The sequence below is a fragment of the Halobacteriovorax sp. HFRX-2_2 genome (assembly GCF_043196705.1).
Classification (GTDB): Bacteria; Bdellovibrionota; Bacteriovoracia; order Bacteriovoracales; family Bacteriovoracaceae; genus Halobacteriovorax_A.
Genome location: NZ_JBEBMT010000004.1, coordinates 317,357 through 336,697 on the forward strand (window position 1 = coordinate 317,357; position 19,341 = coordinate 336,697).

18 protein-coding genes are annotated in these 19,341 nt (G+C 36.3%); 14 read left to right on the forward strand and 4 right to left on the reverse strand.

All coding sequences use genetic code 11. The annotated features are described in order from the left end of the window. Positions 1-71 precede the first annotated feature (71 nt). The 7 genes from ABMA79_RS14395 (at position 72) to ABMA79_RS14425 (ending at position 5,871) form a co-directional block, all read left to right on the forward strand. On the forward strand, positions 72-1,703 hold the full coding sequence (locus tag ABMA79_RS14395) for a DUF6531 domain-containing protein (protein WP_392861093.1): 1,632 nt from the start codon (positions 72-74) through the stop codon (positions 1,701-1,703). 12 nt (positions 1,704-1,715) lie between these two features. After that, positions 1,716-1,913 carry a hypothetical protein gene (locus ABMA79_RS14400; RefSeq protein ID WP_392861091.1) on the forward strand — a complete coding sequence of 66 codons (198 nt, stop codon included), beginning with the start codon at positions 1,716-1,718 and terminating at the stop codon, positions 1,911-1,913. Positions 1,914-2,097: 184 nt separating this feature from the next. After that, positions 2,098-2,283, forward strand: coding sequence for a hypothetical protein (locus ABMA79_RS14405; protein ID WP_392861089.1), 186 nt, complete (start codon positions 2,098-2,100; stop codon positions 2,281-2,283). Between the two features lie 98 nt (positions 2,284-2,381). Beyond that, positions 2,382-3,746, forward strand: a complete 1,365-nt coding sequence (locus ABMA79_RS14410; RefSeq protein WP_393093467.1) for an aldehyde dehydrogenase family protein — start codon at positions 2,382-2,384, stop codon at positions 3,744-3,746. A gap of 67 nt (positions 3,747-3,813) precedes the next feature. Next, on the forward strand, positions 3,814-4,431 hold the full coding sequence (locus ABMA79_RS14415) for a hypothetical protein (RefSeq protein WP_393093470.1): 618 nt from the start codon (positions 3,814-3,816) through the stop codon (positions 4,429-4,431). Positions 4,432-4,457: 26 nt separating this feature from the next. Beyond that, on the forward strand, positions 4,458-5,522 hold the full coding sequence (locus tag ABMA79_RS14420) for a PQQ-dependent sugar dehydrogenase (RefSeq protein WP_393093473.1): 1,065 nt from the start codon (positions 4,458-4,460) through the stop codon (positions 5,520-5,522). A 136-nt stretch (positions 5,523-5,658) separates the two neighbouring features. Next, complete coding sequence (locus ABMA79_RS14425; RefSeq protein WP_021267597.1) at positions 5,659-5,871, forward strand: hypothetical protein; 213 nt, start codon at positions 5,659-5,661, stop codon at positions 5,869-5,871. Between the two features lies 1 nt (position 5,872). Here the strand turns inward: ABMA79_RS14425 and ABMA79_RS14430 are convergent, their stop codons facing one another. The 3 genes from ABMA79_RS14430 to lon all read right to left on the reverse strand — a co-directional run bounded on the left by ABMA79_RS14430 (position 5,873) and on the right by lon (position 9,115). After that, complete coding sequence (locus ABMA79_RS14430) at positions 5,873-6,229, reverse strand: hypothetical protein (RefSeq protein WP_392861081.1); 357 nt, start codon at positions 6,227-6,229, stop codon at positions 5,873-5,875. 4 nt (positions 6,230-6,233) lie between these two features. Beyond that, on the reverse strand, positions 6,234-6,629 hold the full coding sequence (locus ABMA79_RS14435) for a PleD family two-component system response regulator (RefSeq protein WP_392861079.1): 396 nt from the start codon (positions 6,627-6,629) through the stop codon (positions 6,234-6,236). Between the two features lie 62 nt (positions 6,630-6,691). Then, positions 6,692-9,115, reverse strand: a complete 2,424-nt coding sequence (lon, locus tag ABMA79_RS14440; protein ID WP_392861077.1) for an endopeptidase La — start codon at positions 9,113-9,115, stop codon at positions 6,692-6,694. A 207-nt stretch (positions 9,116-9,322) separates the two neighbouring features. Between lon and glmU the strand changes: the two genes are divergently transcribed. From glmU to ABMA79_RS14475, 7 genes are all read left to right on the forward strand, one after another. Continuing rightward, on the forward strand, positions 9,323-10,711 hold the full coding sequence (glmU, locus tag ABMA79_RS14445) for a bifunctional UDP-N-acetylglucosamine diphosphorylase/glucosamine-1-phosphate N-acetyltransferase GlmU (RefSeq protein ID WP_393093476.1): 1,389 nt from the start codon (positions 9,323-9,325) through the stop codon (positions 10,709-10,711). A gap of 79 nt (positions 10,712-10,790) precedes the next feature. Next, complete coding sequence (gene glmS, locus ABMA79_RS14450; protein WP_393093479.1) at positions 10,791-12,620, forward strand: glutamine--fructose-6-phosphate transaminase (isomerizing); 1,830 nt, start codon at positions 10,791-10,793, stop codon at positions 12,618-12,620. Between the two features lie 23 nt (positions 12,621-12,643). Beyond that, positions 12,644-14,875 (forward strand): ATP-dependent helicase, encoded by a 2,232-nt coding sequence (locus ABMA79_RS14455; protein ID WP_392861072.1) that lies wholly within the window; start codon positions 12,644-12,646, stop codon positions 14,873-14,875. Positions 14,876-14,893: 18 nt separating this feature from the next. After that, on the forward strand, positions 14,894-17,128 hold the full coding sequence (locus ABMA79_RS14460; protein WP_393093482.1) for a hypothetical protein: 2,235 nt from the start codon (positions 14,894-14,896) through the stop codon (positions 17,126-17,128). Further along, on the forward strand, positions 17,121-18,029 hold the full coding sequence (locus ABMA79_RS14465) for a hypothetical protein (protein ID WP_393093485.1): 909 nt from the start codon (positions 17,121-17,123) through the stop codon (positions 18,027-18,029). The genes ABMA79_RS14460 and ABMA79_RS14465 overlap by 8 nt, the downstream gene beginning before the upstream one ends. Further along, positions 18,010-18,453 carry a cyclic nucleotide-binding domain-containing protein gene (locus tag ABMA79_RS14470; protein WP_392861067.1) on the forward strand — a complete coding sequence of 148 codons (444 nt, stop codon included), beginning with the start codon at positions 18,010-18,012 and terminating at the stop codon, positions 18,451-18,453. The genes ABMA79_RS14465 and ABMA79_RS14470 overlap by 20 nt, the downstream gene beginning before the upstream one ends. Next, complete coding sequence (locus ABMA79_RS14475; protein ID WP_393093488.1) at positions 18,446-18,823, forward strand: hypothetical protein; 378 nt, start codon at positions 18,446-18,448, stop codon at positions 18,821-18,823. Before ABMA79_RS14470 ends, ABMA79_RS14475 begins: the two co-directional genes overlap by 8 nt. Here ABMA79_RS14475 and ABMA79_RS14480 read toward each other — a convergent pair. Then, a complete protein-coding gene (locus tag ABMA79_RS14480; RefSeq protein WP_103218405.1) occupies positions 18,818-19,249 on the reverse strand; it encodes a FliG C-terminal domain-containing protein in 432 nt (143 codons plus the stop codon). The genes ABMA79_RS14475 and ABMA79_RS14480 overlap by 6 nt on opposite strands. Positions 19,250-19,341: the final 92 nt, after the last annotated feature.

The window sequence follows — 19,341 nt, forward strand, 5'->3', positions numbered from 1 at the left end:
GTTTTAGTTAAAGGCCTCCGATATGACTATGGAGAGAATGAAGATTCTTTAACTAAATAAGGATACAAGTCATGAGGATCAGTTTAAAGCTATTAGTACTATGTTTGTTTTCACTGGCATCGATTGCTGGTGTAAATCTGAAAAACGGAAATTTCTACATTACGTACACGGATATTATCGTACCTGGTGGTGGAAATGACCTAGTTGTTGAAAGAACGTACAACTCAAAGTCACCTGGAAAAGGATGGTTTGGTTATGGTTGGGGTTCTGACTATGAAACTTTCTTAGTTGTTTCTGCAGATGGTTCAGTAACAGTTCACGAGAATGGTTCAGGTGCTAAAACACGTTTTACTCCAAGACAGGCCGTTGACGCTAAGGCCGCTGCTGAGAAAATCGTGGATGTGATGAGAAAGAAAACATCACTTTCAACGACGGTTGCTAAAACTTTAGTTACGAAGCTAACTAATGATGCTGAACTTAGACAAGCTTATGCTAAGAAGTTCAATGTATCTTCAAACCTAGCAGTTGGAACTGAACTTTATTCAAATGTTCGTGGGCTTCAAAAAGTTGTCAAAACTGCAAAAGGTTATATTAGAAAGTATAACGACGGTAAGGAAAACCATTTCAATAAAGATGGTAAGCTTGTTCAAGTAAAAGATAAGAACGGATATGTTGTTAATCTTGATTACACGAAAGAGGGTTCTCTTAAGTCGATCAAGGATTCAATGGCAAAGCAAATCTTCTTTAAATGGTATCCAAATGGTCTTGTGAAATCTGTTGAATCCGGAGCAGGTAAGAAGACAACTTATACTTATGACACAAATTATAACTTAGTAGATGCTAAGGATATTTCAGGAAATAACTTTAAGTACGATTACGATGCAAATCACAATATGACTCTTATTACTTATAAAGATGGATCTTCTCAAAAGATTTCTTATGAGAAGAAAACTCAATTTGTAAAAGAGCTCACGAAAAGAAGTGGAGAGGTGATTAAGTACTCTTACGAGAGTAACCCTAAGAACCCTGACTTTCACTACTGGACACTTGTTGCAAAGAAATCTCCTACTAAAAAAGAAGTTGTAAATCGTTACGAATATGAGATCAAGAAGAAACCAGACGGATCTCACTATACTTACAGAATCCTTACTGTAATTAATGGGCTTAAAACTGAAACGATTTATACTGAGTGTTGTTCTCTTCCAAAACAAATTAAAAGAGGAAACCACGTAACTAACTTTGAATATAATAAAGATGGACTTCTTGTTAAGAAAGCTTCTTCAAGAGGTGACTTTGTAGAGCTTGAATACCACAAGCAGTTTAAGAAGATTACAAAAGTTGTAAACCCACGTGGGTGGACAGAGTTTGACTACGATAAAAAAGGTAACCTGAAGAAAGCAAATAACTCTAAAGGTATGTCTGTTGTTCTACTATACGATTCAAAAGGTCGTATTTCAAAAATGATGGATTACAATAAGAAGACAAAACAAAAAAGAGCTCTTGAGTTTCAATACAATGCTCAAGGTAAGCCAGTTGAGATTACTATGAATAAGGTAGGAAAGATCAACGTTAAATATGATAACTACGGTGAGATTCTTAAAGTAGAATCAAAAGCAGGACATAAGATGGCCTTACAAGTTACTCAGGCCTTCCAATCACTCTTAGCAATTGTTAAGCCTGCTGGTGTAAACCTAAATATGTAATTGGAGGGATATATGAAGAAACTACTAACGCTTTTAATGGTTCTTGGTTCATTTAGTATTTTTGCGGCAGATGGTGCGGTAACAGGTGAGAAAGATGGTGACTGTCCTAAGGTTAACTTAGACAACAGAAACACAACACCTACAACTGCAGTACCATCATCAACAGAGCCTGTGACAAACCCTGGTGGTGTTCAGTCTGGTTCAAAATAAGATTACATAAATTAATCATTGAATGGGCCCGTTTTAATAACGGGCCTTTTTTTTGTCTAAAATCTACACACTGTTCAAAATATTACACTTTCCTACTTTTTAACCTATTGAAAATACATTTGAATTATTGGCATCCTCCTTGCTTTATAAATAGCAAAGAAACAAAACCATAATGGGGGAAATTATGAAAAAGTTAGCATTAGTATTTTTATTTCTATTAAGTGTATCAAACGTATTTGCATTAAATGAGTCTGGAACAAATTGCGACGATATGTATGCAAGTTCTGATAATGTAGCAAGTGTTGAAGCAGAGGTACCTGCAGTAGCTCCAGCTGGATCAAGCTCATCGACTCAATCAATGGGACAATAAAATTTAACTCAAACTTAACCCACACTTCTTATAAAAAGCCTGGCCAAGAGTCAGGCTTTTTTTTGCCTGATTAATTTAAAACCAGCTATAATGAGCCTATGGATAATAATATTACAACTGCGTACTGTGCTCAGAAAGGGCGAGAGAATTTAACATATGAAGATCGCATCAGTGCTCTTGAGGCCTTAGAAAGCGAAATAAGGGCCCGTGAGAGCGAGATTCTTGCTGCTTTAAAGGCAGACTTAAATAAGAGTGCTTTTGAGTCTTACCTTTCCGAAATTGACTTCTGCTTACATGAAATTAAGCTCATGAAAAAGAAGCTAAAGAAGTGGATGAAGCCAAAGAGAGTTCTTTCGCCACTCCCATTTATGCCAGCACGAAGTGAGATTCACTACGAGCCATATGGACAAGTTTTAGTCATTGCCCCTTGGAATTATCCGTTTCAATTGGCCATCGTTCCGCTTATTGGTGCAATCGCAGCAGGAAATAAAGTTATTGTGAAGCCTTCGGAGATGGCACCAGCAACTTCCAAGATAATTGATGATGTCATTACAAGTGCACTTGATAGTGAGATTGCAGCAGTTATTGAAGGTGGAATTGAAGAAACGACTGAACTTTTGAATTTAAAATTTGATTATATTTTCTATACAGGAAATGGCCATGTTGGGCGAATTATTATGGCGGCTGCCGCTAAGAACTTAACCCCACTCACTCTCGAGTTGGGAGGTAAGTCTCCGGCAATCGTAACGACTAAGAATATTGATTTAGCGGCCAAGCGAATTGTTTGGGGGAAATTCTTCAATGCGGGCCAAACATGTGTTGCACCTGACTATATCCTAATAAATAAGAGAGATGAAGATAGGTTTATAGCTGCTTCAAAGAAGTACCTCACGCAATTTTATAGTGAAGAAATTAAGAGAAGTGGTGACTATGGACGCATCATTAATGAAAGACACTTTGATAGACTTTCAGCTCTAATCGATAAGGATTCTGTTCTTATTGGTGGAGATGTGGATAAGGAAGAATTATATATTTCCCCAACATATGTAAGAGCTGATAAAGATAGTGCAATTATGAAGGATGAAATTTTTGGCCCACTGTTGCCAATTGTTTATTCTGATAATTTAGAAGAGTCCATTGAATTTGTTAAAAGCTATGATAAACCACTGGCCTGTTATGCTTTCGTTGATTCTAATGGAGATAAGAAAAAGGTCATTGAATCAATTAGCAGTGGTGGAATGGTTATTAATGATACGATTGTACACTTGTCGAATGAGAAGTTGCCATTTGGTGGTGTCGGTGAATCGGGGATGGGTGCTTATCACGGTGAGTTCTCGTTTAAGCTATTCTCTCATGAGAAGGCCGTTATGAAGAGAAGCTTTTGTTTGGAAAACGATTTACGCTATCCTCCTTATGAGAAAAAGGTATCGTTAGTACGTAAGATTATGAATTTACTGTCATAATTCTTTACGGCCATTGAAAGCTTTTCAAAAATCAATTTCAAATATTCATTATTAGTATAATAGGGCCATGAAAATGGCCCATTTCTATATTCTTTTAATTAGCACTATTGCAATCACTAACTCAACTTTTGCATCTACGGTATTAGACCGTGCAGACATTCCTGAGGTTTTTCAAAGAGAATATATCTATACATCTGCTGCCAAGCACACATTTGTTCAAACTTATGGTGTTGCAACCTGTGTTGCTTTAATTATGCACAACTCTGAAGGGGAGACAGTTTTGGCCCATCTAGATAGTGGAACAAAGGTAGGGCAAGCAATTTCTAACTTTGTTAAAAATTTAGGAGATGTCACTTCTGTTCGTTTATATGGAGGTCAGCCACCATATCGCTTAGAAGATCGTATTGTATCAGAACTATCAAAATACAAATTAAATCCAGAAGTCATTATAAGAAATGATCGCAATGAATCACTTAATTTGATGTTAAACCTTAAGTCTGGTGATGTTGAAGAATATGATGAAACCTACGCTTCAACAGATTACCGAATGGCAAATGAAAAAGTTAAGAGGTTAAAATTTTCTTCTCGTATTAGTCGTCATGAAGAGTCAATTGGAGGAGGAGATGTCATCGAAATTGATCCTCCAATAAGTGGTTTTGACTTTAATATGTTTTTACTTCCGTAATAGTCTTAACATGCTAGACTTTCATTATGAAAAGTCTCACGTTTGTATTTTTAATTCTCAGTTCTCTCATTTCTATTTCTTCGTTTGCAAAAATTAATGCAAAAGAAGTTTTTAAAACTAATGACATTATTTGGGGAATCAGTTTTATCAATGATAATGAAATCCTTTTTACCGAAAGAAGTGGAAAAATTAAGTATCATAATTTTTCAACAAAGCAGACCAAAGAGCTCATCTCTCCAAAAGTAAAGTCACGAGGTCAAGGTGGGATGCTTGATATTGTGTATAAGAAGATTGGAGACAAGGACTACGCTTACTTCACATATTCTTCTGAAGTTAAGGGTGTTGTCGTAACGACATTGGCACGTGCAGAATATGCTAAGGCCCAACTGAGTAAGGCCGAAGTACTTTTAGAAACAAAGGTTATAAGTGATACCACTCGCCACTTTGGTTCGCGCTTGTTATTTAAAGATAACTACCTCTTTATGACTATTGGTGATCGCGGAGAAAGAAAGTATGCTCAAGACCTCTCATATCATAATGGTAAAATTCTACGCTTAAATTTTGATGGCACACCGGCTAAAGGAAACCCCTTTGAAAATAAGAAGGGTGCTCTAAAGGAGATATGGAGCTACGGTCATCGCAATCCACAAGGGATTGGGATGAATAAGAATGGAGATATCTTTAGTTGTGAATTTGGTCCTCGCGGTGGAGATGAACTTAATTTAATAAAACCAGGTCTAAACTATGGCTGGCCTATCATTACTTATGGAAAGGAGTATTGGGGCCCAAGCATAGGTGAAGAAAAAAAGAAGGGAATGGAGCAGCCTATTGTCTATTGGACACCAAGTATTTCACCTTCGGGAATGGTTGTTTATGAAGGAACTAAGTATAAGGATTGGAAAGGGGATATATTTCTCGCCGCTCTTGGCAGTGAGCATCTGAGAAGGCTTAGAATGGATGGTAATAAAGTTGTTTCTCAAGAGAGTTACCTAGAGGAGCTTGAAGAGAGAATGCGCCAGATTGTGGTTTCTCCGGCCGGAGAGCTCTATTTAACAACGGATTCGGGAAAGATAGTTAAGGTTGTAAGGTAAGTGTTAAAAGTCTAAACAGCGTTGAAAAAATGTATACTTCTTAAACAATAAGCATATGGTAAGTGATTGAAAATACGATGTCTGTTGTTGGCATACTTCATGCATTGAATATAGTGTCTACAAAAGGAGAAGTATTATGAAAAAGCTATTTTTATTATCTGTACTAGCACTACTATCATCTCAGGTATTTGCCGGAGTAAAAGAAGCAACAACAAATACGTCTGATGATTCTATTTGTGAAACTAGGGGATTAAACCTTAAGCAAAAGATGCAAGAAATTGATAATTTAATTGCGAGTTCTGGTGGGACTATTGAAAAAGAGACAGAATCAAAGTCTATTAATCAATAATTTATTCACTTTCTCGTAATACTTTTAAAAGGGCCTCACGTTCTTCAACAGTATACTCACCATGTTGATAATCATCCAGAGCGTCGAGGCCCTGAACTTTCTTACCAATTGGCTTCGTGATCCCTGAAGATTCTCTTTTGACGTAATCCACTTTCTTAGCTGTATTATTAAAAAGCTTTACTGTCATTTCTTTGCCTTCACTAAGGCTTGTATTCAAATAAAAGGCGATTGTTGAATATACTTTTTGCGTATATGGTTTTAATGGTTTGTTAATGCTATCAAATACTGTTGAATTCTTAGCTACAGGAAAGGCCAAGATTAAAAAACTAACTGTAAAATAAATTAAAAACCTAAACATTCAATTAACTCGCTTTTTCTGACGCAATATCATGAGTCAGCTTATCTACAGATCTAAGTAGATCTTCTCTTTTAAATGGTTTTACTAAAAAGTCTTGAGCTCCTGAAGAAATTGCCTCAATACATACAGATTCAATATCAAGTGAAGACATCATTAGAATTTTAGCGTTTGGGAAATTACTGGCAACAGATTCAGCAAGCTCTAACCCACTGATTCCTGGCATAATAACGTCGATAATAAATAGTGTTGGAGGATTATCAAAAGCAAGTTTTAAAGCATCCTGTGCACTACCTACACAACCGACGACTTCATAGTTTTCTTGCTCTAAAATATCTTTAACAGAAGTTCTAGAGATTTCAGAGTCGTCAACAATCATTACTTTCATTTCTTCTTTTCCCATATACATTCCATTTTAATTTAATGTTGGATAAAAAAAAAGAGGGCCTTGTTGGCCCTCTCTATTTAAGCGGCAACGCCAGCTTTAGTTTTTTCTTGATGTTTTTCGTCCACTTTTTTCATTTGAACTTCTTTCTTGTAACCTGCCCAGTCTACTAGGGCGATATCAAGAACTTCATCAATTGTTTTAACAGGAACAAAATTGATTTTCTCTCTTAGGTTCTCTGGAATATCAACAAGGTCTTTCTTATTACCCCATGGAATAACAACTGTAGAGATCCCCATTCTAAGTGCAGCAAGTGCTTTTTCTTTAAGTCCACCAATTGGAAGAACTTTTCCTGTTAAAGTAATCTCACCAGTCATTGCAACATCACGGCTAACTGGAACACCTGTACAATTTGATACTAGGGCAGTTGCTAATGTGATACCTGCAGAAGGTCCATCTTTTGGAGTGGCACCAGCTGGTAAGTGTACGTGGAACTCGTGATTTTCAAAAATATCTTCATCGATTCCCATGTAAAGTGCACGAGATCTGATGTAGTTAATTGCCGTTTTTGCAGACTCTTTCATAACGTCACCAAGCTGACCAGTAAGAGTTAGTCCTTGTCCTTTCATCTTTGTTGTTTCGATGTAAAGAACTTCACCACCGTGAGATGTCCAAGCTAGTCCTGTTGATACACCAACTTCATCTTCATCTTTGTGATCTTCTTTTACGAAGATAGGTGGTCCTAGGTATTTAACAACAGTATCTTTTACGATATGTGTTTTACCCATATCGCCTTTAGCAATCTTCATTGCTACTTTACGACATAGAGTACCGATTCTTCTTTCTAAGTTACGTAGTCCAGCTTCAGAAGTGTAGTGCTCGATAACACTTTCAACACCTTCATCAGTGAATACCACGTGCTCATTGTTGATCCCATTTTCATCCATTTGCTTTGGAATGATATACCTCTTAGAGATTTCAACTTTTTCTTCTCTTGTGTAACCAGATAGATTGATTACTTCCATACGATCTCTTAGTGGACCTGGAATATTTTCAAGCATATTTGAAGTTGCAATAAACATACAGTTTGAAAGATCAAATGGTACGTTTAGGTAGTGATCTCTAAACTCTACGTTTTGTTCTGGATCTAGAACTTCTAGTAGGGCCGCTGATGGATCACCTTTATAGTCACCAGATAGCTTGTCGATTTCGTCAAGTAGAACAACTGGGTTATTTGTTTTTGCTTGCTTCATCGCTTGAATAAAACGACCTGGCATTGCTCCAACATATGTTCTTCTATGACCTCTAATCTCTGCTTCATCTTTTACACCACCAAGAGAAATTCTTACAAATTCTCTTCCTGTTGCACGAGCAATAGACTTCCCAAGTGAAGTTTTACCAACACCAGGAGGACCTTGGAAACATAGGATTGGTCCTTTCATATCATCACCCTTAAGTTGTCTAACTGCTAGGTGCTCAAGAATTCTTTCTTTGATTTGAGTAAGTTCAAAGTGGTCTTCATCAAGGATCTCAAGAGCAGAGTTAAGATCAATATGCTCTTCAGATTTTTTACTCCATGGAAGATCACACATCCACTCAATATAATTTCTCATAATACTTGCTTCAGACGAATCTGGGTGCATTTTTTCAAGACGCGCAAGTTGCTTAGTTGTTTCTTTAAGAACTTCTTCTGGCATTCCTGCTTCTTCAACTCTTTTTCTGAACTCTGCAAACTCATCTTGTTCTGAATTACCATCACCAAGTTCTGACTTAATCGCTTTGATTTGTTCTTTTAGGAACACATCTCTTTGATTAGCATTCTCAGATGAAGCATTTGTTTTCATCTTTTGTTGCATCATTAGGATTTCTAATTCGCGGTTTAGAATATCGTTGATTGCATGTAGACGATCAACTGGATCTAGTGTTTCAAGAATTGTTTGTGCTTCTGAAACATGTAGATTTAAATTTGATGCAATTAAATCTGCAAGTCTCGAGGCATCTGTAATATCTTCAAGAACCATTAGAATATCTGGAGAAAGAACTTTTCCAAGTTGAATAACTTTTTCAAGTTGTTCCTTGATCGTTCTCATAAGTGCTGTCGTTGCAATATTTGAACTATCAGTCACTGTATCTTCAACCTTTTCTACTTTTGTAATATAGAAAGGTGATTGTTGTTCAAATGAAGTAATTCTAGCTTTTGATAAACCTTGTACTAGAATTTTAATTCTTCCATCTGGAAGTTTTCTCATTCTCATGATCATGGCAACAGTACCAAGTTCATAAATCTCTTCTGGTGCAGGATGTTCTGCAACAATATCTTTCTGACTCGAAAGTAGAATCAGACGATCTGAATGATTAATAGCGTGGTCAATAGCTTTGATTGATGCTTCTCTACCAACAAATAGAGGTAAAATCATAAATGGATAAATAACTAAGTCTCGGATTGGTAAGAGGGCCAATTCTTCCTTAAACTCAATGTTCTCACCCTCGTAATTTGTAACCATAAATCTTTCCTCCAACAGGTCGGCGCAATATAGGCAATTTGTTCTTAATTAACATCGGGCAATAAAAAAAACTCTTTAATAAAAAGAGCGAAAATGCGTGATTTTTTTGAGTTTTTTAACTGATTTTTTTGCTATGATTTAGTTAATGTGTTGTAATTTCATAAAGTGAAAAGAGACCGATATAGTCGGTTATTAGGAGTTTTTAAAATGTCAGAACATACGACAAAGAAAGTTGCGGTAGTTGTACTTGCTGCAGGTAAGGGAACAAGATTAAAAATGGATATCCCAAAACCACTTGCACCATTACACCAAAATACTTTAGTCGATTATGTCATCGAAACATTTAAAGATTTTGGCGACATCACTTTAGTAACAGGACATCAACGTGAACTTGTTGAAGAACATGTTAATGAACGCTTTACAGGTATAAATTACGTTTATCAAAAAGAACAATTAGGGACAGGGCATGCAGTTCAGACTTATTTGAACGATTTTGAAAACTCTCGTGGCTATGATTATACAATTGTGACATGTGCGGACACACCGCTAATTACAAAAGAAACAATTAGCGCTCTCATTGAAGAGATTGAGAAAGGCTCAAATGCAGTTTGTGCAACTTTTTCAGCAAGTAATCCTACAGGTTACGGAAGAATTATTCGTAAGGGAACTGGCTTTCAAATCGTTGAGGAAAAAGATGCAACAGATGAGCAAAGACTTGTGACAGAAGTTAACTCTGGTCTCTATATTTTTAAAACTCTTTATTTAATGGATCATGTTTTTAATCTTTCAGATAATAACAAATCTGGAGAATTCTATTTAACTGATACATTCAACCCTGAAGCGAATGTTAGTCCACTTTTATTTGAGGATGCTCGTGAGTTTTTAGGTGTAAATAACTTAATTCAACTCTCAGATGCTGATATTTATTTAAGACGCTCAATCGCTCGCTACCTAATGCTAGAAGCGGGAGTGCGCTTTTCAGATCCGTCACACACATATTGTTATTCAAAAAATATTGGTCAAGGAACACACCTTTTCCAAAATGCTTTTATCGATGACAAAACTGTGATTGGAAAGAATGTAGTCATCGAGCAAGGCGTAACAATTAAGAATTCAATTATTGAAGATGGTGCGATCATTAAGGCCAATTCATATATTACAGATTCAAAAGTATCTAAAGGTGCTTCAATTGGGCCTATGGCACAACTTCGACCTGGAAGTGATATTGGTGAAGGCGCAAAAATCGGAAACTTCGTCGAGATTAAAAAATCTAAGATTGGTAAGAAGTCTGCAGTTTCTCACTTAAGTTATGCAGGTGATGCTGAGATTGGAGACAATGTAAATATTGGCTGTGGCTTCATTACTTGTAATTACGATGGGGCCAATAAGCATAAAACAATTATTGGTGATGGATCATTTATTGGATCAGATTCACAAATGATTGCTCCTATTGAGATTGGTAAAGAATGCTATGTCGCATCAGGTTCAACTATTAGCAAAAGTATGCCAGATGGTTCATTTGCAATTGCTAGAGGGCGTCAAGAGACGAAAGAGGGCATGGCAAAGCGTTTCATTAGGAAAAAAAGCGACAAATAGGCCCGCAAAAATTTTATTTTCGCCCGCAAAATGGTATCTTTCTTAAATTAGTATTTTTTAAACATATAAGGAAGTGACTATGTGCGGAATTGTTGGGCATTTAGGGCCATCAAATTCAGTTGACGTTGTTCTAGAAGGACTTAGAAGACTAGAGTATCGTGGCTACGATTCAGCTGGAGTTAGTTTCATCAGTAAAAATGATGAACTTCTCGTTTATAAAAAAGAAGGTAAAATCGCTAACCTTGAAGCCGAGCTTGAAGGTAAAGATATTCATGCAAGATCTTGCATTGGGCACACTCGTTGGGCCACTCACGGTGGTGTAACAGATTATAATGCTCACCCACACGTATCAACAAAAGATGGAATTGCAATGGTTCACAATGGAATCATTGAGAATGCTACTGAAATCAGAAATGAACTAAAAGAACATGGAATCTACTTTGAGTCTGAAACAGATTCTGAGACTTTTCTTGGGCTTCTTATTTTTCACAAGCGTCAAGGAACTCCAATTAAAGAAGCAGTCATCAAATCTTTTGAAAGAATTGAAGGGTTTTCTGCATTTGTTGTTCTAAATTGTGAAACAGATGAAATCTTTGCAATTAAAAAAGGTGCTCCACTAGTATGTGGAAGTAATGAAGTAAACTCTGAAGTATTTGTTTCAAGTGATCCATATGCTCTTGCAGGTATGGCAAACCGTATTTACTTCCCTGAAGATAATGTTCTTTGCCATTTAAGTGTTAAGAATAATCAACTACTGAACTTCTATGAGTTAGATGGAACAAAGACTCAAAGATATATGTCAAAAGAGCAGACGATCGATCACGATCCTGCTTCAAAGGGTGAATTCGAGCACTATATGCTTAAAGAAATTCACGAGCAACCAGAGCTAATTCGTTCTCTAACTCAATATTACTTTCAAGGAGAAGGGAAAGAGAGTTTAGAGGCAGCAACAAAACTTCCAATGGAAGCTGTTAGTATTACTGCCTGTGGGACTGCTTACTATGCAGGTCTTATGATTAAGGATTACTTTGAGTCAAGTAACCGCATTAGATGTTTTGCAGAAGTTGCAAGTGAGTTCCGTTACAGAAATCCAATTCTGAATCAGAATGAATTAGCGATGTTTATTTCACAGTCTGGTGAAACTGCAGATACGCTTGCGGCCCAAACAATGTGTAAAGAAAGAGGCATGAAATCTCTTTCAATTGTAAATACTGAAGGCTCTACGCTGTACCGTGATTGTGATGTCAATCTTATGATTCGTGCAGGTATTGAAATTGGTGTTGCTTCAACAAAGGCTTTCACTCAACAAGTTCTAACAGGGAAAACACTTTCTGAAGTAATTGCAAATGGAAGTATGAATGATGAATTAAGAAATTCGTTATCAGCACGTTATAGCTTACTTGCTCAAAGAGTAGAGCAGTTACTTGATAATACGAAGCCTATTAAAGATGTTGCAGATGCAATCTATAAGTTTAAAGGTTTCTTTTATACAGGACGTGGGTCTTACTTCCCAATTGCACTTGAGGGTGCCTTAAAACTAAAGGAAATCGCATACGTTCATGCTGAAGGTTATGCTTCAGGGGAACTTAAGCACGGTCCAATCGCCTTAATTGACGAAGAAAAAGTAAATATCGCTTTAGTTGGTGAAGAGCTATATGAGAAAACAGTTTCAAATATTCAAGAAATTAAAGCTCGTAAAGGTCTAATCGTTTCAATTGGTCCAAAAGGTAAGGAAGATTTAAGAGAAATTTCTGATCACTATATCGAACTAAACTTTGAAGGACTTGGAGATTTAGCACCTCTTTATGTAAACGTAGTTAACCAACTACTTGCATATTACATTGCTAAGAATTTAGGAACAGATATTGATAAACCAAGAAACCTGGCGAAGTCAGTAACTGTAGAATAAAAAAGAGTAAATTAGGAATTTAAATGAAGTTAGATCATCTCAACATTCAACAACGTCAAGCCGTTAAAGAGATTGATGGACCAATGATGATCCTTGCTGGTGCAGGATCTGGAAAGACGAGAACGCTTGTAACAAAGATTGCTTATCTTTTAGAAGAAAAGAATATTTCTCCTTTTCAATTATTGGCCCTAACTTTCTCGAATAAGGCCGCAAAAGAAATGCGTGACCGTGTCGGACGTGATGTTAGTTGTGATGTGGGTGCTCTTCAAGTGACTACATTCCACTCTTTCTGTGCAAAAATGCTAAGGTCTGAGGCAAACTACTTAGGCCTTAGTCGTAATTTTACGATTTATGATACGTCTGAACAAAAGAGTGTTGTAAAAGCGATCTTGAATCGTCGTGGAATTTCTCAAAAAGAAACAGCTCCGTCTGAAGTACTATACTTTATTGAAGACCTTAAGAATCACGGGCATTACCCTGATCGTGATATTTCAGATAAAGATTATGAAGTAGAAAGAGATGATATCTTCTACGATATGTATCTTGAGTATGAAAAGGAACTTCACAAGGCCAATGCGACAGACTTTGGTGGTCTTATCTGTGGTGTTATTCAGCTCTTCGAAAAGTTTTCTGAAGTGCTTGAAAGATACCAGGATCGTTTCCGCTATATCCTTGTGGATGAGTATCAGGATACGAACCGTGCTCAATTTGATCTAGTTACAAAGCTTGCTATGAAAAGAAGAAATATCTGTGTTGTAGGGGATGAGGATCAGTCGATCTATTCTTGGCGTGGAGCAGATATTCGAAATATTCTAGACTTCGAGGAAGTGTACAGTGATGCTCAAATTTTAAAACTAGAGCAGAATTACCGATCATCTAAAAATATCATTGAAGCCGCTGGAGCAGTTATCTGTCGAAATACTCAACGTAAGGGAAAGAGTATGTGGACTGATAACCCTGAAGGTGAGTCAATTGAGATTGTCGAATGTTCTAGTGATCGTGAAGAAGCTGACTTTGTCGCAGAACAATTAATTCATCATCATAATGAAGATGGAGTTAATTACGATGAAATGGCAGTTTTCTATCGAACTAATTCTCAATCAAGACAAATTGAAGATGCTCTTAGAAAATCTAATATCCCGTATCGAGTTGTCGGTGGGATTAAGTTCTACGAGAGAAAAGAAATTAAGGATTTAATTGCCTATATTAGACTTCTTGTTAATGACAAAGACTCATTGGCCTTAAGTCGTATTATTAATGTACCAACTCGTGGGATTGGTGCAACAACGCTAAGAAAAATCGAAGAAGAGGCAATCAAGTCTGATAGTTCTCTTTGGGAAGTTGTTAATAGAATTGTGGATAATCCAGAAGATTTTAAACATATTAGACTTTCGTCTCGTGTGAAGTCTTCTCTTTCGCAATTTGTTCACTTAATCACTGAAGCCAAAGTTGCGCATGATGAAGGTGAAGGTTTAGAGACTGTTTATGAAAAGCTTCTCTATGAATCTGGTTACTGGGAAATGCTTCGAGCAGCAAAAGACTATGAGTCGCAAGCTCGTATGGAAAACTTAGAAGAGCTTGGTAGTGCCTTTACTCAATTTGAGGATCAAAATCCTGATGGCCGTTTTGGCGCCTTTCTAGAAACAATCACTCTTGATAATTCAGTGATTGGACAAGAGGAAGAAAATCAGGGGGAAGTATCCCTAATGACAATTCATGGTGCCAAAGGTCTTGAGTTCGAATATGTCTTCGTTACAGGTGTTGAGGAGACAGTCTTTCCAAGTTATCAGTCAATCGAAAATGGCGAAGTTGCAATTGAAGAAGAGCGTCGTCTTTTCTATGTAGCGATGACTAGAGCAATGAAAAGACTCTATATCACCTTTGCTCAAGGGCGTATGTTATTTGGACAATTACGCTTCAATGGCTTTAGCCGCTTCATTCAAGAAATACCGAATAAATTTTATATCTGGAAGAAACTAGGTGGTGGGCGCCAGCAATCAATGGATAATGATTGGGATGACCTATGTGATCCGGTTTATGATGATGAGCCTGTTTACAGAGTTGAAAAATCGCCAAGTATAAGTGCAAAGAAAGTAACTTATCCTAAGGGATCAAAAATTGTTCACTCTCTTTATGGTGAAGGAACTGTTTTAGAGTGTATTGGCCCGACAGGAGATGAAAAGGTAACGATTAAATTTAATGACGGTGCACAGAAAAAATTCATGGCAAAATTTGCACCACTGACTTTAATCTAAAATACCATTGGAGGGTATGTGAAAACTAAGTCACCATTAAAAATAATATTTTTATTTTTAGGGTTTTTAATTGTCTTCTCTGCAATCATATTAATTGTTGCTAAAAAGAACTTAAAACCAGACGCCATCAGGCAGGCTTTTACTACTCAACTTCAAAAGACTTTACCAAATGCTGAAGTATTAACTCAGTCTCTTGATTACTCCCTTGGCCTTAATTCTAAAGTTAATATTAGGGGCGTTGATATTCTTTACCCTCATGGTGGCCGAAAGCTTCCCCTTTGCTCATTTGATAATCTACAAATTGAAATCCCATTTTGGACGATGCTTATGGGATACGGGACGATCTCTGTAAATATTGATAATCCGAAAGTAAGTTATATCGAGTTCAAGAAGGGCTCTAATTGGGAAAACTCTTTTACTTCAAAAGAAGTGGTTAGCTTTAAAGAGGAAAAGAAAGTTACAACTAAAGAGAAAGGGAAGGATGAAAGTTCTGACTCTGGCCTGGCCGTTCTAAGTTTTTTCTCTGATGCATCTTTGAATTTTAATGTAACGAATATTAATGCAAACTATGCTCTTAGAAGTGGAAGCTTTGGTGAAGTTAATATTGAAAAACTTGCACTTAGAGATATTGGTTTCAATACAACGTCTGTTTTCGAGTTGAAGTCTCATTTCATTCTTTCAAAAGGGAAGCCAAATGAAACATCTTTTGATGTTTTAATAATTGGTGAAACTGTACTTGATAAGTGGCTTGAAGAGAAAAAGCTAAATTTCAATGCTGAAGTCGATATTAACAATGTTAAATCAAGTGTTCTTATAAAACCTCTGAAAAAGTTTTCTGTAAAAATGGATGGTGGTGTTGAGAAGAAAATGATGTCTTCAAAAGTTGTTGTTGCACTTGAAGAACATCAATTTATGAAATCAAATCTTGATTACGACTTAAATAAAGAAATTTTAAAATTACATAATATAAACCTTGTTAGTGATTTAAATAATATTACTTCTTACTTTGTTAATGTAAGTGACTTTGGTGTGAAAATCAAAGATGGCCAACTTAAGGTCGAGGGAAGTCTAACTTCTAGAAATGATAAATTATTTCCAAATATAACAACTAGTGTGGATAGTAATATCGTTGCACTGGGTATCCCTGTTGTCGTTAATGTTAAGAATAACTTAAATAGTAAAAAGATAAGATCAGCAATTGAGTTAAAGCTTCTAGAGGGGATTGTAAAAATTGGTCAGTCGACTCCTTTTGTTCTTGGAGTTGATCGTTTTGATTACTTAAAGACTTCTGATATTAATATGCATCTGCAAGACATTCAGATTCCGACAGAGATGAAAGAGCATATGCCTAAGCAGAAAGTTGCTAAGGAAGAAGTAAAAGAAGAGAACTCTGATGTCGATATTTCTAGTACAAACGGAGAAGTCTTTTCAAATTATCCAGTTAAATCAAAAGTTAAGTTCTCCAATGTTATGCTAGGGGAGTCACCGATTAATGGTCAAATAGGCTTGAGCGTAAACCGTAAAAAATTAAATATTTTATCAAATAGATTAAAACTTGGAACAGCACCACTAAATCTTAAAGTTAATTCAGAGATTCATAAGAAAGGGAAAACAACAGAAGTAAATGCTTCATTTAGTGAAGTTGATATTTCAAGCGCCGCCCTTTTTGTCCCACATGGTATTATTAAGTCTGTTGAGGGGAAAGCATCAGGTAAGGTTGATGGAAAGTTAATTGGTAAAGGCTATGACTTCAATGTTGCATTAAATGTTAAAGAAGCAAAACTTCATAAAATAAATTTAGCAAATGTTGTAGGTAGTATATTCAACAAACTTGAGAAATTAACTAAAAAGGATATCTCAATTAATGGTGATATCAGTGAATTATCATTTAATGGACGATTAGATGATCGCTATCATCAATTTAAAAGTTATAAAGTAGTATTAGATGAAGGGAAGTATGCTTTAGAAGGAAATGGAAAGATTGACTTTAAGGCCCCGGGGGAGCTTCTTGGCGCTATTGTTGTAAATGAAGAAGAATTAAAGCATGACCTTGAAAGAGATTATGGAACTGCTAAGATTCCTTACCGTCTAGAAGGGATAGGCTATGCTTTAAGCAGTGACTATGAGTACACTCTTGAAAAATTGGCCAAGAGTGCTGCTAAGAATTTATTAAAGAAAGAAACAGATAAAGTCCTTCAAAAGAATAAAGGCAAAATAAAAAAATTATTTAAAGGTATTTTCAAAAATGACTAAGAATTTAATTGGTTCTGTAGATATTGGTTCTAATTCTACACTACTACTTATTATCGATCGTGATACTAAAGAAATTGTACAAGAAATCTCGACAATTACAGGGCTCGGTAGAGGACTTGATAAAGAAGGTGTTTTTCAAGAGAAATCAATGGAAGATACTTTTAGGGCCTTGAAGGAATATCAGGAAGAGTGTCAGAGGCTGGGTTGTGATAAAATGATAATTACGGCAACTGAAGCTTCTCGTGTCGCTAAAAATGCTCCTGAGTTCTTCGCTAGAATTAAGTCTGAGCTTGGTTTGGATATTGAAATTATTTCTGGTGAGGGGGAAGCGTATTATACGGCCCTTGGAATTAATGAAATGATGAAGAAGAAGTCAAAGAAGCAGCTCATCTTAGATGTTGGTGGTGCCTCTAGTGAACTTATTCTTATTAAAACAAAACCTTTCGAAATTATTGAAACTGTTTCACTACCAATTGGTTCAGTGAGAGTTGATGATTGGATAAAGGATGGCCAATTAAGAACTAAGGTTGATGAAATTTTTGAAAAGTTTAATCTTGATTCATATGTTGGTCAGGATATTATTGGCGTTGCAGGTACCTTAACAAGCCTTGCCTTGATGTTTTCGGGTGCCCCGGCATATGACGCTGATGCAATAAATAACTACAGTATTGGCCTTGCTGATTTCAATGAGAGTACGGATCGTATTCAGCTAGTTGAAGCAAAGGCGCTTGGTAAACAATTTTCTTTCCTAGGAAAGAGATCAAAAACAATACAGTCTGGAGCAATTTGTGCACAGACTATTTTAAACAAGATTGAAGCGAAGAATATCCATTTTTCTACATATGGACTTCGTTATGGTACAGCACTGAGGGGAGAGATTGATGACGTTTACCGCGTATGAAAGTAGTAAGGTTGAAGTTGAAAACTTACTATTTAAAGAGAGTACAAGTGCTGAATTTATTTTTCTTGTAAAATCTGGAACTCTTTTAACAGTTAAAGAACAAAACGGAAGATTAGTGCCAACAGGTACCCATAAGAAAGGTGACTTTCTTGGAGTTTCTGGTGGAATTAACCGTAAGGTTTATGATGAATCATGCTTTACTATTGAAGATGTTGAAGTCGTGCCTATTCCAATAAGTGAAGTCTCAAAGATTATTGATTCAAATGAACTGTGGCTTAAGAAAATTGTTAATACAACAATTGATCGTCTTGATAGTGCCATTAATATTTTAGCTGAGCATAAAATATTTGATACAGCTAAAAGTAGTGATTTTGTTTTTTCAGATGAAGTTGAGGCGAAGTTTAGGAAGTTAATTAATGAATAAGTTATTGATTCTATTTTGTACTCTCTTCTTATTTTCTTGTACTGATAAGAGTAGTGATTGGCACGGTGGAGCTGACTCAAATAAGAATGGTGTCCGTGATGACATTGACTCATGGATTGAAAAGAAAACGAAGGGTGATGAGAGGCTTAAGAAGGCCCTTGTAAACCTTGCTAAGATTAATCCTGCCAAATGTGAATATTCAATTAAGGCGAAATGTCTGGATCAGTTAAGTGATGATGGAATTCTTCTTCAGATTGAACTACTTGATTTACAGCTTAATACAAAAGAGTTGAGGGCAGAATTTGAGGGCAATATTAAGAACTGCCCCCAAATTGATGATCGAAAAATTAATTATAAATGTGATTTATAGACTTAGTCGTCCTCTGTTATTGAGGGCGACAATTGTGTCAGTTACACGCTTTCTTGCTCTTTGAATATCGCGTGCCTCATTTGCTCCAAGGTTTTTGACAAGATAAGAGTAAGCTTCTTCTGCAGCTTCTCTTGGTAGAATAGTAAGAACTTTCTTTTGAAAAGATTTCTCACACTCCTTAAGAGCAACACCAATAACAGGTGCTTTAATAAACTTAACAACTTGGTTTAGATCAATCTCGTCTAGTGCGTAGATTGTATCGAAAGTAATACTTTCAGCATAAAGCTCTTTGGCAAGAGTAGGATTTCTCATTTGAATATTCTTCAAGAGAGTGGCCCTTTCATCTGCATTCATAAATTTTAGCATCTCAATAATTTGGGCCTTTCCATTTATAAATACACCACCATTTTGCTTATTCGCTTCCATTTACTTTCCTTTGGGAGATTATGCCTCTTCCCACTTCATTTTTTCTTTCATGTATTTCTCGCGCGCTTGATCAAGTGTATCTCGATGCGAAT